Annotated in this window: 18 protein-coding genes; 8 read left to right on the top strand and 10 right to left on the bottom strand. The window is 37.1% G+C overall.

The genetic code is table 11. The annotated features are described in order from the left end of the window. The first annotated feature begins 135 nt into the window (after positions 1 to 135). The 5 genes from Q0940_RS09210 to Q0940_RS09190 all read left to right on the top strand — a co-directional run bounded on the left by Q0940_RS09210 (position 136) and on the right by Q0940_RS09190 (position 2464). Positions 136 to 501, top strand: a complete 366-nt coding sequence (locus Q0940_RS09210; RefSeq protein ID WP_299267369.1) for a phosphopantetheine-binding protein — start codon at positions 136 to 138, stop codon at positions 499 to 501. A 115-nt stretch (positions 502 to 616) separates the two neighbouring features. Continuing rightward, positions 617 to 988, top strand: a complete 372-nt coding sequence (locus Q0940_RS09205; RefSeq protein WP_299267366.1) for a hypothetical protein — start codon at positions 617 to 619, stop codon at positions 986 to 988. Between the two features lie 103 nt (positions 989 to 1091). Then, complete coding sequence (locus tag Q0940_RS09200) at positions 1092 to 1430, top strand: DUF4288 domain-containing protein (protein WP_299267363.1); 339 nt, start codon at positions 1092 to 1094, stop codon at positions 1428 to 1430. A 112-nt stretch (positions 1431 to 1542) separates the two neighbouring features. Next, positions 1543 to 1845 carry a hypothetical protein gene (locus tag Q0940_RS09195; RefSeq protein ID WP_299267360.1) on the top strand — a complete coding sequence of 101 codons (303 nt, stop codon included), beginning with the start codon at positions 1543 to 1545 and terminating at the stop codon, positions 1843 to 1845. A 118-nt stretch (positions 1846 to 1963) separates the two neighbouring features. Beyond that, a complete protein-coding gene (locus Q0940_RS09190; protein WP_299267357.1) occupies positions 1964 to 2464 on the top strand; it encodes a hypothetical protein in 501 nt (166 codons plus the stop codon). 411 nt (positions 2465 to 2875) lie between these two features. Here Q0940_RS09190 and Q0940_RS09185 read toward each other — a convergent pair whose 3' ends face one another. The 9 genes from Q0940_RS09185 to Q0940_RS09145 all read right to left on the bottom strand — a co-directional run bounded on the left by Q0940_RS09185 (position 2876) and on the right by Q0940_RS09145 (position 13461). Next, positions 2876 to 4471 (bottom strand): ABC-F family ATPase, encoded by a 1596-nt coding sequence (locus Q0940_RS09185; protein ID WP_299267355.1) that lies wholly within the window; start codon positions 4469 to 4471, stop codon positions 2876 to 2878. Between the two features lie 166 nt (positions 4472 to 4637). Beyond that, the gene (locus Q0940_RS09180; RefSeq protein ID WP_299267353.1) at positions 4638 to 4946 is read right to left on the bottom strand and encodes a hypothetical protein; all 309 of its coding nucleotides are present in this window, start codon (positions 4944 to 4946) and stop codon (positions 4638 to 4640) included. A gap of 60 nt (positions 4947 to 5006) precedes the next feature. Continuing rightward, on the bottom strand, positions 5007 to 6251 hold the full coding sequence (locus Q0940_RS09175; protein WP_299267351.1) for a threonine/serine exporter family protein: 1245 nt from the start codon (positions 6249 to 6251) through the stop codon (positions 5007 to 5009). A gap of 71 nt (positions 6252 to 6322) precedes the next feature. Further along, entirely contained in the window at positions 6323 to 7003 is a 681-nt protein-coding gene (locus Q0940_RS09170) for a hypothetical protein (RefSeq protein ID WP_299267348.1), read from the bottom strand. Between the two features lie 19 nt (positions 7004 to 7022). Next, the gene (locus tag Q0940_RS09165; protein WP_299267345.1) at positions 7023 to 8129 is read right to left on the bottom strand and encodes a hypothetical protein; all 1107 of its coding nucleotides are present in this window, start codon (positions 8127 to 8129) and stop codon (positions 7023 to 7025) included. Positions 8130 to 8131: 2 nt separating this feature from the next. Then, on the bottom strand, positions 8132 to 9697 hold the full coding sequence (rmuC, locus tag Q0940_RS09160) for a DNA recombination protein RmuC (protein ID WP_299267342.1): 1566 nt from the start codon (positions 9695 to 9697) through the stop codon (positions 8132 to 8134). Between the two features lie 65 nt (positions 9698 to 9762). After that, complete coding sequence (hemN, locus tag Q0940_RS09155) at positions 9763 to 11103, bottom strand: oxygen-independent coproporphyrinogen III oxidase (protein WP_299267390.1); 1341 nt, start codon at positions 11101 to 11103, stop codon at positions 9763 to 9765. 115 nt (positions 11104 to 11218) lie between these two features. Beyond that, positions 11219 to 12433, bottom strand: a complete 1215-nt coding sequence (gene chrA, locus Q0940_RS09150) for a chromate efflux transporter (protein WP_299267339.1) — start codon at positions 12431 to 12433, stop codon at positions 11219 to 11221. A 152-nt stretch (positions 12434 to 12585) separates the two neighbouring features. Beyond that, positions 12586 to 13461 (bottom strand): DMT family transporter, encoded by an 876-nt coding sequence (locus Q0940_RS09145; protein WP_299267336.1) that lies wholly within the window; start codon positions 13459 to 13461, stop codon positions 12586 to 12588. A gap of 247 nt (positions 13462 to 13708) precedes the next feature. Here Q0940_RS09145 and Q0940_RS09140 point away from each other — a divergent pair, with 247 nt between their 5' ends. Then, a complete protein-coding gene (locus tag Q0940_RS09140) occupies positions 13709 to 14062 on the top strand; it encodes a hypothetical protein (RefSeq protein WP_299267333.1) in 354 nt (117 codons plus the stop codon). Positions 14063 to 14071: 9 nt separating this feature from the next. Here the strand turns inward: Q0940_RS09140 and Q0940_RS09135 are convergent, their stop codons facing one another. Beyond that, complete coding sequence (locus tag Q0940_RS09135) at positions 14072 to 14998, bottom strand: LysR substrate-binding domain-containing protein (protein WP_299267330.1); 927 nt, start codon at positions 14996 to 14998, stop codon at positions 14072 to 14074. A gap of 103 nt (positions 14999 to 15101) precedes the next feature. Here Q0940_RS09135 and Q0940_RS09130 point away from each other — a divergent pair, with 103 nt between their 5' ends. After that, complete coding sequence (locus Q0940_RS09130) at positions 15102 to 15239, top strand: hypothetical protein (protein ID WP_299267327.1); 138 nt, start codon at positions 15102 to 15104, stop codon at positions 15237 to 15239. A 110-nt stretch (positions 15240 to 15349) separates the two neighbouring features. Then, a complete protein-coding gene (locus Q0940_RS09125) occupies positions 15350 to 15775 on the top strand; it encodes a GNAT family N-acetyltransferase (RefSeq protein WP_299267324.1) in 426 nt (141 codons plus the stop codon). Positions 15776 to 15786: the final 11 nt, after the last annotated feature.

The following is a 15786-nucleotide window of genomic DNA, read 5'->3' as shown; positions in this document are numbered from 1 at the left end:
AACTATTATGGCTTTTGCTTTCAGCTAACCCACGATTAATTGGAGATCAGCACTTTCGTGGGGAGTCATTATGTCTAGGTGCAAATGGAATATGCAGTTGTAATTATCACTCTATTTTTAATCATCATGGTATTCGTGAAAAATGATGATAAAAAAAGAGTAGCTGAAATTGATAAAATCTTTAAGGGTAGAGAAGTATTACTACCTGATGAGTTTTATGAAAAATATTATAATGACAAAAGTATACCTAAATACATTGTGCTTGAGAGTCTAAAGTTATTGGCAGACGAATTAGATGCAGATCTGTCTCGATTAGTACCAGAGGATGATTTTTCTAAAAATTTAAGGTACTTGTTTGAATTTGATTCAATGGCTGATGTGGCTATTATCGAAGCTATGGAAAGTATATTTTCTATAAAAATTTCAGATAATGAAGCTGAGAATATTAAAACTATTAATGATTTGGTGCTTTTTGTAAGCAATAGAGTTAATTGCACCTAACAAGAGAATAAATAGTGATTCACTTTAGTTTGTCATTTTTAGTTGCAAACACCGCAATAAAACTGCCAAACTAGCTCACACATTATTCAGGCGTTAGCGGTACTCAGGAGGTTAGATGAAATCTGAAGTTTTAGAAGTATTTAATCCCGTAAGTACAACTGAAGTTATAAACCTCAATTTTGATGTCGAGCTTTTAGAAGTCACAATATCAGTTGATGGTGAGAATATTGATGTTATTTTCGAAGAACCTGCTGGTTTTAGAGTTTTAGATGAAGGTGACTTATTAGAATTTTGGCCTGATTGCTCTATGAGTGTTGGCTGGCTACATGAAATAACATCTGGTGGTTGGTTCGATTTAGAAAAAAATCGTAGTGGTTTTTTATCATCTGATAGCTCAGATATTATTGAATATCTTATAGTGGGGGTTAATTACTGTGTAAGTATACTTGCATGGGAAAAGCCAAGAGTGCAGCAAAGTACGCGCTAACAAGAGAATGAATAGTGATTCACTTTAGTTTGTCATTTTTAGTTGCAAACACCGCAATAAAACTGCCAAACTAGTTCACACATTATTCAGGCGTTAGGTATACATGAGTAATCACGAACCATTCTATGCGGCAAAATGTGTTTTTCGTCATCACCAACATGAACCAATTGGCGGTAAAAAATACATTTATGAAGATCGTATCATCCTAATTCATGCACAAAGCATGGAGGATGCGATTGAAAAAGCGGAGGTGGAAGCAAATGAATATGCTGCTTCGGGTACTGAATATCTAGAATACATAAATGTATTTCATCTTTTTGATTACATACTACATCATGGCTCTGAGGTATATTCCGAAATACGAAGTAGTAACCTTGAACCAGAAGAGTATATTGATCACTTTCATGACTCAGGTTCTGAACATTGTGGCAAGTATACCTAACAAGAGAATGAATAGTGATTCACTTTAGTTTGTCATTTTTAGTTGCAAACGACGCAATAAAACTGCCAAACTAGTTAACACATTATTCAGGCGTTAGCTTTACAGGGAAGATATGAGTTATTTTCAGGTTTTGTTAGAGGGTGAGAATTTTTTTGTAGAGTTCGAAGGCAAAGAAGAACTACTTGGCTTTGTTACAACTCGATGGGTCAAAGCAAACGATGAAGAAGAAGCAGAGTTAAAGGCTGTAGAATTAATCAAAAATGACACCCACATTCAAAATTTACTTAGGACTCCAGAAAGTGAATCGCTTTCTCCAATGATCTATTTAAGTGAAATGTGCAAAGTTAATTGGTTTAGTTATATTAGGCGTAAACCTGGTGCAGGTTACTCGTTTTACTCAATGAAGCAAGAGTAAAGCTAACAAGCGCCTAAACTCCGACAATGTTAAGTTGTTATGGTTTTGGCAAACACCGCAAAAAGCCACGCCAACACATTGCGTGTTAGGCGGGCGTTATGCATACAAGGAAGTTTCAGTGAAATTCTCAGCCGTATTATTAATTTCTGCCTTCTTGCTAAATGGTTGTATTTCTTCGTCATACTTAGCTAGCGTTGGTGCCAAAGCAACTCATGGCTCAGTCACTTTAGATAAAAATGATGATTTAGAAATCCCATTAATAGACTCTGAACGAAACGTTGGAAGTTGGGCGTTAATGCATGGGTTAATCTTTCCTTATATGAATTTATACCCTGACAAAGAAGGGAATAAAGTTGCAGATATTAACTTTAACTATCAAGACATCACTTGGACAAATCCGAACAAGACTAAAGGCAATATTCAACTTGACATCAAAGGTGAAAAATTGGAGTTTATCGTTACAAAGGAAGGCGAGAAACTAACCCTAATACATGAGTATAGGGATTGGTATGGCTATCCTATGCAAGGCCTGCTCGTTGTCACTATTCCTATAGACATTGTAATTGGTACAATTGGAGGTGTAGCGATGTTGATTGCTGCACCATTTATAGTGGACTAATATGCATAACAAGCGCATTAAGTCAGACGGCTCAATTTGTCCGATTTTTTTGCAAAGATAAACGACGCAAAAAAGCGTCCAATTAATTGACCCGCTTCTTATGCGGGCGTTACTGAACGTCCCATTCCACAAGTTTTTACTATCAATTCTAGCTTGTACGAACGACCGCAAATGGCGGCGTTCAACATCCCTAACTCGTTTCTGTCCAGAAGTGAGTTTGACCTAGCGTCCTTTCCTCGCTCTTAGCTGACTATCAGATGGAATCTAAACCTACTTATCGAAACTTTCAGACAGATACGAGCTACTAGATGTTAGGAATACCAACACCAGATACAAAAAATCTCGCGCTATGATCAATACATGATCAGAGCAACGAGATTTTTAACTATCTAGCAGTTTCCAGCTAAAAGCTTAAGCTTCTACACCTTGGCTTGCTAAGTACTCTTCGTAAGTACCTTTAAAGTCGATAATTTTATCTTTTTTGATCTCAATAACACGAGTGGCCAATGACGATACAAACTGACGGTCGTGGCTGACAAACATCAAAGTTCCGTCGTATTGTTCCAGTGCCATATTTAACGACTCGATAGATTCCATATCCATGTGGTTGGTTGGTTCATCCATCAATAAAATGTTTGGCAATGCCATCATCATTTTACCAAACAACATACGACCTTGTTCACCACCGGATAATACTTTAACTGACTTTTTAATATCGTCAGAAGAGAACAACATACGACCTAAGAAACCACGGATTGATTGCTCATCATCAGTTTCACGGCGCCATTGGCTCATCCAGTCGAATAAGTTCATGTCAGTTTCAAAGTCAGAAGCGTGATCCTGTGCATAATAGGCAATCTTGCCACCTTCCGACCATTTAACATCGCCAGAATCTGGGGTTAAATCGCCTTGTAAACAACGTAAAAATGTTGTTTTACCTGCACCATTTTCACCAATAATCGCAATACGCTCACCAACTTCAACCATAAAATCAAAGTCTTTAAATAATGGACCTTCATCAAATCCTTTAGATAAACCTTCTACGATTAATGACTGACGATATAGTTTTTTCTCTTGTTCAAAACGAATAAATGGATTTACACGGCTTGATGCTTTTACATCATCAAGTTTGATTTTTTCCATTTGTTTCTGACGAGAGGTAGCTTGACGTGCTTTTGAAGCATTCGCAGAGAAACGAGCAACAAACTGTTTAAGTTCATCAATCTGTCCTTGTTTCTTGGCATTGTCAGACAACATACGAGAACGCGCTTGTGTTGACGCCAACATATATTCGTCATAGTTACCTGGATAAACTCGAAGCTCACCATAATCAACGTCGGCCATGTGTGTACAAATACTGTTTAAGAAGTGACGGTCATGGGAAATAATTATCATGGTTGAATTACGTTGGTTTAAAACATCTTCTAACCAACGGATAGTGTCTATGTCCAAGTTATTGGTAGGTTCGTCCAGTAACAAGTAATCAGGATCTGAAAATAGTGCTTGTGCTAACAAGACTCTTAATTTCCAACCGGGAGCGATTTCACTCATTAACCCGTAATGCTGTTCGCTAGGAATACCCAAACCAAGTAATAATTCACCTGCATTTGAGTCTGCTTCATATCCGCCCATTTCAGCAAATTCAGTTTCTAAATCTGCTACTTTCATGCCGTCTTCTTCAGACATTTCAGCCATACTATAAATACGGTCACGTTCTTCTTTAACGGCCCATAATTCAGCATGTCCCATGATCACAGTATCAATAACAGAAAACTGTTCAAAACCAAATTGATCCTGTTTCAAAATACCTAAACGCTCACCGGGACCGTAACTTACGTTACCCGCAGATGGAGTTAGTTCACCGGTTAAGATTTTCATAAAAGTAGACTTACCGCAGCCATTGGCGCCGATAAGACCGTAACGATTTCCGTTACCAAATTTTACAGAAATGTTTTCGAATAATGGCTTAGCGCCAAATTGCATTGTGATGTTAGCAGTTGTGATCACTGAAATTGGTATCCCATTTTTTTTGTCAATAAAAAGACAAAATTGGTGTCAAAAAATTGGTCGGCATTTAACCAGAAAAACAACTATTTTACCAGTTATATCGTTTAAAAATGGGACGAACGGTTAATTAAATCGATATATTTAACTAAGGTTAAGGTAGCAAAGTTCAATTAGTGCATTGAGATTCATACTCTAACCAATGAATTGCATTACCAACTAATACGATAGAACCTGAAACTACAAATGACGCTGCTGGGATGAAAGAAAGTAATGCCACACAACCTAAACTAGCAGGGCCACGGCCAGCGTTTCCACAAGATACTCGCATTTGCGCATCCGACAGTTCTAAGGTTAATTTTTTTGTATGCATTTCATGGCCACATTTAGCAGCCATACCTTGATAATGAGCTTCTTTAGGGTAAAAAACGCAACCTGATAAAAAGACGAGAAGCGTACATAAAAAGACTATTTTCATTTCGTTCCTCGTTTACATAGTTAGGGGTTGTTTAAGTAAGTAGCTGTTACATAAACTAACTTACAGGCTCTTCTTCGGAGGTAATGCAGAGTTCGCAAATATTAATCCAGCCATAATAGACATAAATATAACTACAGCCTGTTGTCCCGCATGTTCTGCATAAGCAAAACCTTCACCGGCAATATAAGTATTTAAGCTAATAAATGTTTTACTACCAGGGACCAACACAATCAATCCTTGCATCGTCACGATTGCAGCAGGCGCCTTAGCGAAACGAGTAAATAAATTACCGTAAACACCAACAACAAATGCACCAACAAATGCACCTAAGCCATAATCAAAATAAGTTGAACCTAAACTACTTGCTGCATAAGCAATAAAGGCAATTAGCATAGACCAGAACATGTGCTTTCTTCTGGTTCTAAAAGCAATCATTAGTGATATAGATAAGGTTGCAACTGCCAGCCAAACTGTCCATTGAGGTAAAGGTGGTAAAGCAATATATTCTGAATGACCAAAGACGGCAAAACCAACCTCCATGCCCAAGAACGCACCAAAATACAATTTAAACAACATCATAAATGCATCCATGATCTTCACTGTACCAGAAACTAAATGCCGCGCAGATAGTTCTGCTAGACCAATAACCAGTGCTAAACCAGGGATGAATACAATGATGGAAGATAAAATGACCAAACGTATACTAATGGATGCATCAAAATATACAGCAATACCACAGGCACAAAAAGCCGATACCATAGCAACCAAAGGCTCTAACATATTGGTGACGCCTTTTGAGCGCTGCCCCCACAATACAAATATGTAAACGACTAATCCTAATAAACTAGCCCAAAGTACATCGTTTAAACTACTTCTCATTAGCGTAGCAAAAGCACCACCAGCTAAAATATAAGAAACTCCAGTAGCAAAACGACCATAACGACTCGGCATATTCTCAATTTCATCCAGCCGGTCAAGTGCTTCATCTATGGTTAATACATTTGAAATAACATCACTAACGACTTCGTCGGTACGAGATAACGACCCCATATCCAAGTCACCAGGCTCAACTCGTGCAGCGTGGGTATATTCGTCTTCATGGCCTTCTGTCCATAAAACAAACGTCATAGCGGTTGGAGAAATAATAAATGAAGAACGCAATTCTATTGCATCCGCCAGCTCCATTAAATGGGTTTCTAATCGATATGCTGGTGTGCCATATTTGTGCAACATTTTCCCTAAACGAAGAATAAACTTTCGTTTCTGTTTAAATGTTTCATTATGCTCTGCCGCTATATTTTCCAATCTACATTTTCTCTTGTTTGGTTATTTCTATTAATTTAAAAGCCACTTTGTATCATACATTTAGTATTATGTTAGTCAAAGTATCCCCAAGGTGCACTTGGCTGTTTTATCGGTTTTGTAAGATCAAAATCTACCCTAAACTCACGTCCTTCACGAGTTAAGCGATAGCTAAATTTCTCTGGGTAAATAAACATTTGCCAAGTGTTGGTTATCGACTGTGGTATACCCGCATTTACAAATAACTCTTTAGAATATTGATCCGCTGGAAATGATTGAACTTGGTTATAACCAGCACCAATTGTATGGCCTCCGTACATGGTTGAGTCATCCATAGAACCATCTTTATGGCGGTGGTCGTGTTTTAATGACAAACCAGAACCGGTCTTTTTTATAATCCATGTACGGGACGCATCATCACCTACATAAAATGGTATTTGTAACTCAGTATCACTGCATTTACGTACAAACATAACTAAAGGTTTATTAGTAAAAGCATCACCCGGTGCATTATCTACAGTTACTTTGCCAGAGTAAGCTTTTCCACAATGCGCTTTAATAGCATCAAAAAATGCATTATGTGATGGAATAGATACTAAAGGCGCAGGCTGAAAATTACTTTTACCTTTGGCATTATTCGTATCAGCTGCCACTGCAACTTGAGTCAATAAAATAAAACTACCAAGAACACATGAAAGTAACCCCAAAATGTTGCGGTTAGTCTTTTTTGCTGTATTTACTTTATATAACTTCATGCTCACTTCCTTTTATTTATTAACTTCTGATTTTATTCACTTCAAAGCGTACCTGCTCTGGAGTATCAACACTTAGGTTAACAGACTCAACTTTATCGCAAGTCATTCCCATACCAGTGAAAAATGATTGCGGCTCTGTGAATGTTAACCTCACGTTTGCATCACCACGTCCAATTTTTAATTGGTCTTGATCTTGATCCAAACTTTTCTCTGATTCACCTTGTTCGCTCTCGATTGTTTGTAACGAAGCTATCTTGTTTACATCAACAACTAAGAGCGCCCATAACGAGTCATTAATCACTAAGTGTTCATCCATCAAATACAAAGAATGGTGCCTGCTCGCTCTGTGGTTAGCAACTATCATAGTGATTGAATAACTGACAAAGGTAGCGATAACGATGGCTAGAGTTTGGCTAAAATCAAACAACAACCAATAACAAAGGTACGCTCCTCCAACTAATGCCAAAATAGCTAAAACCAAATGTATTCTATGTGCCGATAACAGTTTTATATTGGCAATGTTTTTTACATGATTGCGGCTAAAATATTTAATGGCGTAATACCAACTTGTTGGCTCATAAGCAAAAGCCAATGCTAATGCTCTTTCTTTTTCTAATTTGCTTTTCTCTTTGCTTGATAAGCCGGAATTAGCTAGTTTTTCTGCATATTTGATACATGCATGTATACGAGGATCACCAGATAAGGAACGAGCATTCCATAACGATTTAACAATTGTGTACATTAAAAACAATTCAATAATCAGCAAGACTGCCATTATTGGGTATCTTAAATACATAATAAATTCAAAGTACTGAGCTATTTGTTCAGGATATTGATAACGCGCAACAAGAGAGCTTAATGATAAAATCATGATGATTTTCCAAACTGGCTGCTCACCTGCTTTGATCACAAAAAACCAATAACATACGGGGACAAATACAAAAAATAAGCCAGTTGACGTGAATAGCTTTAACCAAAGAACATTGCCTAATACAAACCAAGGACTTTGATTATCTAGCCAAGAAATAGCGTCTGGCACAGTATCTGGCATAATAAAACTTGCAAGCCAATAAGAGGTTATGGCTACAACTAAAAATAGTAATCTAAACTTTGCTGGTTTTCTCACTGCTAATCTTCCTTGTTTTCAAGTTCTGTATCTTTTTGTTTTATGTCTACTTTTTCAGCCACAAGCTCTAGACGGTCGTATTCAACATCCGCATGTGACGCTTCTAACTGCGGCATAGATTTAGTCACGCGGTTAGACAAGTGTGAGAAACGTTCCACTTTACCCGCCAAACCTTGTTTACCAGCTAAGCCTTTTACCGTGTCATTGTATTGATTACTTACCGTCGCTAAGGTTTTACCTAGTTTTTGCAAACGTTCAGCCACGATGCAAACTTGGTTATAAATATCGCCGGCTTTTTCACTAATTTCTTTGGCTTCTGAATTACCTTGTTCAATGCGCCATAAATTCGCAACGGTTTTTAGAATAGGCATTAAAGTTGTGTGCGACACTAAAATCACATTACGGTCGTAACCATAATTAAACAGATCTTTTTTGTGTTTTAACGCTTCAATATAAGCAGGTTCAATTGGCATAAACATCAACACAAAGCTTGGGCTCTTCATGCCGACTAAGTTGCTGTAATCTTTTTTACTTAAGTCATCAATGTGATTTTTTACCGCAGTAACATGTTCATCTAGCGCTAACGCCACTTCGGTTTCAGTTTCTGCACCTATGGCTTTGTCATACGCAACTAGCGAGACTTTACTGTCGATAATGATGTGTTTGTCATCAGGTAACTTAATGATGAAGTCAGGCAAACGTCGATTGCCTTCTGTGTCCATAAACTTTTCTTGCGCGTCGTAATGATCGCCTTTTACTAATCCTGCTAATTGTAAGGTTCTTTCTAATTGAACTTCGCCCCAATTACCTGCGGTTTTCTTGTCGCCTTTAAGTGCGGTTGCTAAGTTGTTCGCTTCGCCACTCATTTGTACGCCAACGTCCAATACTTTTTTAAGTTCAGCTGCTAAACCCGCTTGACCTTTTACCGATTCTGAATGGACTTCGTTAACGCGCTTTTGGAAGCCTTCCACTTGTTCTTTAAACGGTCTTAAAATTGAATCCAATTCGCTTTTGTTAGACTGACTAAATGACTTACCTTTCTCTTCCAAAATAGTATTGGCTAAGTTAGAAAATTCAGTTTTCAATTGTTCTCTTTGTTGATCAACATCTAGTTTTTGTTGTTCAAAATGCAGTTGTTTTTCGGTTAACGAGGTTTTTAATTCGGTGAGCTCATTGCTAATGTCGTTATGCGCAGACTGCACTCTTTGTACATTGGCGGTTTGATTTTCTAACTGTTGTTTTAATTCTACTATTTGGCTGTCGCGTTCGCCTAGCCTGGTTTCAATACCTTGAATGTCGGCTTGATATTTGGCGATTTGTTGATTGGCAAGTTGCGCTTGAGTTTGAAAGTTAACAGCACTTTCTTTGGCTTCATACAAAGCACCTTGCAGCTCAGTAATTTGGCTTTGGGCGTTGCTATTAACTAGCTCAGCTTGATTGAGGTTATTTTGAGCTTGGCTCAGCTGTGATCGACTGCTAAACAATAAAAATACAAACAGGATCAATAATACAAAGACAACAATAAGACTTATTGCTAACACAGCTGGGGAGGTGATTAATTCATTCAAAACAAGCTTCACTTAATTCAATAACTTAGAATTAGTATTGTGCCTATTAGGTAACCAAAAGGGAATTAAATCACTCGAGAAAAACGCTGTTTGTTTAATTGTTTTTGTAAATACACGTCAAACGTCATACAAATATTGCGGATCAACAATTTAGCAATTGGTTTTACCCTTATTACCTCTTCATTAACGTCAATTAATTTGTCTTTTACAAAGACCGTCAAACTCGATATTTCATAAGCAAAGTATTCATCAAAGTCGATATTAAATTTTTGATTAATACTGGCTTTGTTTAATTTAAAGTTACACATTAATTGTTTGATCACTTCTGCTCTTATCACGTCGTCCTGAGTCAGTTGCAGCCCTTTTTCTATTGCGTGTGAATTGGCGTCGATGGCCTGATAATAATCATTTAAACTTTTATAATTTTGACTAAACGAACGTCCCACGGCGCTTATAGAAGAAACACCCAAGCCCAAAAGATCACAATCGCCTTGAGTAGTGTAACCTTGGAAATTACGATGCAAATGACCTTGCTGTTGCGCCATGGCTAACTCGTCATTTGGCTTAGCAAAATGATCCATACCAATAGCAATATAATCTTTGGCTCTTAATGTCTCTATGGCTCTTAACATCAAGGCTAACTTGTCACTCCCACTTGGCAGCCATTCGTCTTTTATTTTTCTTTGTGCCGCAAAACGACTCGGCATATGTGCGTAACTAAACAAAGAAATTCTATCTGGATTTAATTCAATAACAGTAGCCAAAGTGTTATCAAATAGTTCTGGGCTTTGATGAGGCAAACCGTAAATAACATCTAGATTAATCGAGTTGAAATCTAACTCTCTTGCTCTTTGCATTAACTGGGCTAAAAAGTCAGTGTCTTGTACTCGGTTTATCGCTTCTTGTACTTTTAAATTAGCATCTTGAAAACCAAAACTAAGTCGATTGAATCCTAGCTGTTTTAAATGATTTAACAGGTCTAATTCTATTTCTCTTGGGTCAATTTCGATACTCATTTCAACATCTTGTTTAAACGTGAAATGTTGTTTTATAGCTGCAATAACTCGGTCAAATTGCAGTTCAGACAAGAAGCTCGGCGTACCGCCACCAAAATGAATTTGTTGGATGTTATGGGTTTTAAACAAAGGCGCACGTGAGGCTATTTCTGTGATCAGATAATCAAGATACAAGTCCGCTTTGTGTTTATGGCGAGTAACAATTTTATTACAACCACAGTAATAGCAAAGACTATGACAAAAAGGAATGTGGATATACAAAGACAGGGAATTTGAGTCAGACTCGTTAACGGCTAGCTCAAATTCATCATTACCAAACTGCTCTGAAAATTCCAGAGCCGTTGGGTATGAAGTGTATCTAGGGCCGTTAATATTGTATTTTTTTAACAACTCAGACGTTAAATCCCTAACTTCACCTAATCGCTCTGCCACAATCACACTTCCACTTTTTTATTATCAATAGCAGAAGTATAAAGAGCCTAAGATTTAGATGCTTTGATCAAGCTCAATAAAAGTAAAATAAAGCTCGAGCGACAGATAACAACAAACACCAAGTAATAATGAATAAAGCCGAACGTTTAAATACCATCAGCATTATCAAACCAGATACAGTTACACAAACATCAAAAACAGATGAAATTCCAGAGGTTAAAATAGGGTCATAAAACGCAGCAGCTAAAATCCCAACCACAGCTGCATTTATACCTGAAATTGCGTTTGCTGCGGTTTTGTTATGAGAAACCGCTTGCCATAAAGGTAATGTAGCGGCCACTAATAACAAGCCGGGTAAAAACATAAAAATTAACGCCACAGACGCATTTACATAAAGACTATGCTCTGTAGGTATTAGCGCACCAAGATAAGCTGAAAAGGCAAACATAGGTCCCGGAACCGCTTGAGCTGCGCCATAACCAGCAATAAAGGGTTCAGTATCAACTAAACCTGTAGCAACAACGGAATCTTGTAATAGAGGTAAAACAACATATCCACCGCCAAAAACTAATGCTCCGGCATTATAAAATATTTGAGCAATTTCAAATAATCCGTCATGCCTACCAGCAAACATAAACATTGCTAACAGAAAGCTAAAAATTAGAAATAGAGTTAAACCAAATTTTTTACTGTAATTTACCTTAAGCGCATTACTGCTTTTAACATCGGGTTCTTTACAGAATAAAATTCCAAAAATAGCACCTGCTAATACGGCTAACATTTGTGCCCACGCAATATTACTAAATAAAAGCGCTCCTAATATGATTACAGCCACTGCTCGTCTGGTGTTATCAGGACAAAGCTTTATAAACATGCTTAACACAGCATCGGCAACCACAACACATGCAACCAGCTTTAAACCATGGATCACCGCAATGCCAATATCGCCGGATAAGTAGGGTAAAATAGAGGCAAATGTCATTAACAAAATGGCAGACGGTAAAGTAAAAGCGACAAAAGCAGCTATAGCGCCTAGCCAACCAGCTCTTAATAAACCTAGAGAAAATCCGACTTGGCTACTTGCAGGACCTGGAAGAAATTGGCAAATAGCTAATAGCTGTGCGTATTGATTTTCACTTACCCATTGGCGGCGTTCAACTAGCTCTTTTCTAAAATAACTAAGGTGAGCAACTGGCCCACCAAAAGATGTTGAGCCTAGTTTTAAAAAGATTTTAAAAACATCAAATACACTAGATTTTGTTTTATTTTTTATATTAACTTCTGACATTGAACACTCTAATGTGTCTTGTTTACTATTAAATAATCTTAAGTATACGACCATCAATATGCTTAATACATTACAAAATTATTACTTAACTATCTAAAACCACCGTGAAACACTCGTAATCGTTTTATTTGAAAGCTCATGCCAAATAACCATTAGCTCCATAAAACTAAAAGTGCAGCAATGGATATTAATACTAAACCGATTATTTCGTTCTTCTTCACTGGTTGTTTTAACCAGAAAATGGATAAGATAATTGTAAATAATATCTCTATCTGCCCTACCGTTTTAACATAAGCTACGTATTGCAAAGCTGCGGCACTAAACCAACCAATTGAACCAATACAGCTGGTAAAACTAATCGCTAATGTGATTTTAGGATGCTGTTTTAATTGGGTAAAAGTTTCTGGTTCACGATAAAAAATGTAACAGCCTAATAAAACCGTTTGTATACACAATACCCATATTAAAGACCAAGCCGCACTATATGGAAAAGGAATATCCAGCTCTAAGCTGGCTTCACGCACAAATAACATAGTTAACGCAAAGCAGGTTCCTGAGGCTAAACCAATTAATACGGTTTTAATATTCAGGTTACTTCTGCTAGTAAAGCCACTTAAAATAAAAACAGCGCAAGTGCCAATCGCAATACCTAGCCAACCTAAAGCGGACAACTTGCTACCAAAAAATAATACACCCAAAACGCCGGCAGCTAAGGCTTCACTTTTGGCTAATCCTGCGCCTACGGCAAAGTTTTTTTGCTTAAATAAAATCACCATTAACGCGGTTGCAAAAATCTGCACAACAGAGGCAATGACTATGTACAACACAAAAGTATTGTTAAAGTGAGGAATGGCTTGTGGCTGATAAGAATACAGTGCAAGTAGATAAATAGCCGCTATTGGAGTAGCAAACAAAAAGCGCGCTAATGTTACACCAGAGGTATTAACATGTCTGCTCAGTTTACTTTGAAAAGCGTTACGCCACGTTTGCATAAAAGCAGCAAGTACGGTGAAAAATATCCAAGTCAAAGTGTGTTCGCTTATGTGTTTTATTTGATGTAACGGTAGGTTATCGGGTTGAGGTATTAGTGCAAGGTTTTGTTTTTTACATTTTTTAAATCTGTACTATCCTGAAGACAAAATAATCTCTTGAATATCAAACAAATGTAAATTAACAATTCAATTATCTACAGGATTGTAAAGGTAATAGATATTTACTTAGCATAGGCTGGCTGAGAGACTCTAACAAAACAAATAGTGAATAAGGATTTAACGGATGAAATTATTATTAATCAGCACATTTATTGTAAGCATTTCTGTTTTTAGTTCGGTGGTAGTTGCAGAAGATCTTTGCCCAGAAGCGCCAAAAGAATCAAACAGCTTTTATTGGTCAGAGTCTGACTTTACTGAAAAATCATCAGCTGAGAGTATGAAAGCTCTGCAATCAGCTATTGCTAATAACGGAGAAATTGGTGAGTGCCATTTACCCAATGCGCTAGCGATAGTTGAAGGTTATATCCTTAAACGACAAGCGCTTTTTGCTATATCAAATGATTCACCACCGGCTATTGTTCAATATAATACGGCAGGGTTTTGTGATTTTCTTAAATATTCTAAGCCGTGTGAATAAACCCAAAACCTAATTTTGTAATTCTTGCTTCAGCCAGTCAGTAAATACGTTAATTCTTGCTATTCTCGGTGACTCTTCATCATACAATAATGAGAACTTTAAGCCTGGTTCAATTTGAATATCAAACGGTTTCACCAGCGCTCCAGATTCTATTAAATCTTGAGCCATACAACCTGAAGTTAAAAATATGCCGTGGCCGCTTAACACGGCATTAATTCCCATTTCCCATGTAGTCACTTCCATCCATTTATGATGATCTTGATTCATAGGTATACCTGCTAAATTAAACCAATCATGCCAACTAAAGCCGTTAGGGCTGTTAAAGCCATTACTGGCTTTATTACAAGTATGATCAATTGCTTCAACTAACCAACATTTATTAATGTGTTCTGGGCTTGTTAGTCCATGTTCTTCTAGCACTTTAGGAGAACAAACAGGAAAGATAGGATCTAGGATGAGAGTTTCTTGATGCACATTATCAACCTGCTTTTCACCTTGACGAATAGCTACGTCAATTTCTGAATGCCGAACATCTTCATATTGTGCAGATGCAAGAGCCCTTACTTGAATGTCAGGATACAAGCTAGAAAATTTCCACAATCTCGGTACTAACCATCTTGAGCAAAAAGACGGAGAAGCCGTTACGGTTAACACGCCATTTTCAGGTTCAATTTGAATACGATCAAACCCTAAAGATAATTCACTAAACGCTTTTGTCACCGAGTTAGACAAGGTTTTACCTTGTTTAGTCAAACGCATGGCGCGCCCTTCTCGACTAAATAGTTTTACCTGAACATGCTCTTCAAGATTACGAACTTGTTGACTTACCGCGGCTTGTGAAATTGACAGCTCTTCAGCGGCTAAACTGTAACTTTGATGTCTGGCGGCGGCATCAAAGCAGCGCAATAAGCTAATATGTCTTAAACGTTTATCCATAAGTTTTACTTATATTAGCAGTTGATTTTGATTGTTCGTATTTCGCACTTTATTAATACAGAATCTTATTAAATTCATAATCAATGTAGGGCCGGATATACGTATGAAAAGTAATGAAGATAATATACACAAGGCTAAAGAACAATCAAACCTGAAATCTAAACTTATACAAAAATTGAATGATTGGATGACTAAAATAGGGCAAGGAATAAATGCAGAACAACAGTCATATTATAAGTAAGTGTTATTGTTTGTTGATAACAAACAAATCAAAAGTGACAAGATAAAATTATTTTTACTTATTACATTATTTTCGTATATTAAGCTGTCATGCTTATTAAGGAGTTTACAGTGGTTTCAGGTTATAAAACGAGTTCAGATTTAAAAGATATGGATTTAACGGCAATACACCGCTTTATCTCTAACTCTTACTGGGCTAAAGGTATTCCATTTAATACAATGAAAAAAGCCATAAATAACTCACTTTGTTTTGGTGTTTTTACTGAATGTGGTAGACAGGTTGCGTTTGCTCGTATGATTACTGATTCTGCAACATTCGCCTACTTAGCCGATGTTTTTGTATTAAAAGAACACCGAGGTAAAGGTTTAAGTAAGTTGATCATGCAAGACATTATTAAGCATCCTGATCTGCAAGGCATTCGACGTATGGTGCTTGCTACAAGTGATGCCCATAGCCTTTATGAGCAGTTTGGTTTTAAAGCGTTAAGCTCTCCAGAATCATTTATGGAATTACATCAACCAGATATATATAAATAACCATTATCTAG

Source organism: uncultured Psychrosphaera sp., from assembly GCF_947500655.1.
GTDB lineage: Bacteria > Pseudomonadota > Gammaproteobacteria > Enterobacterales > Alteromonadaceae > Psychrosphaera.
Note: the sequence above shows the minus strand (reverse complement) of the source record. Positions and strands in the feature narration are given on the sequence as shown.

Bases quoted from the DNA above. Each gene is read 5' to 3' on its own strand.
- Q0940_RS09180 (WP_299267353.1), bottom strand. From the start codon at position 4,946: ATGAAAATAGTCTTTTTATGTACGCTTCTCGTCTTTTTATCAGGTTGC.
- Q0940_RS09195 (WP_299267360.1), top strand. From the start codon at position 1,543: ATGAGTTATTTTCAGGTTTTGTTAGAGGGTGAGAATTTTTTTGTAGAG.
- Q0940_RS09130 (WP_299267327.1), top strand. From the start codon at position 15,102: ATGAAAAGTAATGAAGATAATATACACAAGGCTAAAGAACAATCAAAC.
- chrA (WP_299267339.1), bottom strand. From the start codon at position 12,433: ATGTCAGAAGTTAATATAAAAAATAAAACAAAATCTAGTGTATTTGAT.
- Q0940_RS09205 (WP_299267366.1), top strand. From the start codon at position 617: ATGAAATCTGAAGTTTTAGAAGTATTTAATCCCGTAAGTACAACTGAA.
- Q0940_RS09140 (WP_299267333.1), top strand. From the start codon at position 13,709: ATGAAATTATTATTAATCAGCACATTTATTGTAAGCATTTCTGTTTTT.
- Q0940_RS09170 (WP_299267348.1), bottom strand. From the start codon at position 7,003: ATGAAGTTATATAAAGTAAATACAGCAAAAAAGACTAACCGCAACATT.
- Q0940_RS09135 (WP_299267330.1), bottom strand. From the start codon at position 14,998: ATGGATAAACGTTTAAGACATATTAGCTTATTGCGCTGCTTTGATGCC.
- Q0940_RS09200 (WP_299267363.1), top strand. From the start codon at position 1,092: ATGAGTAATCACGAACCATTCTATGCGGCAAAATGTGTTTTTCGTCAT.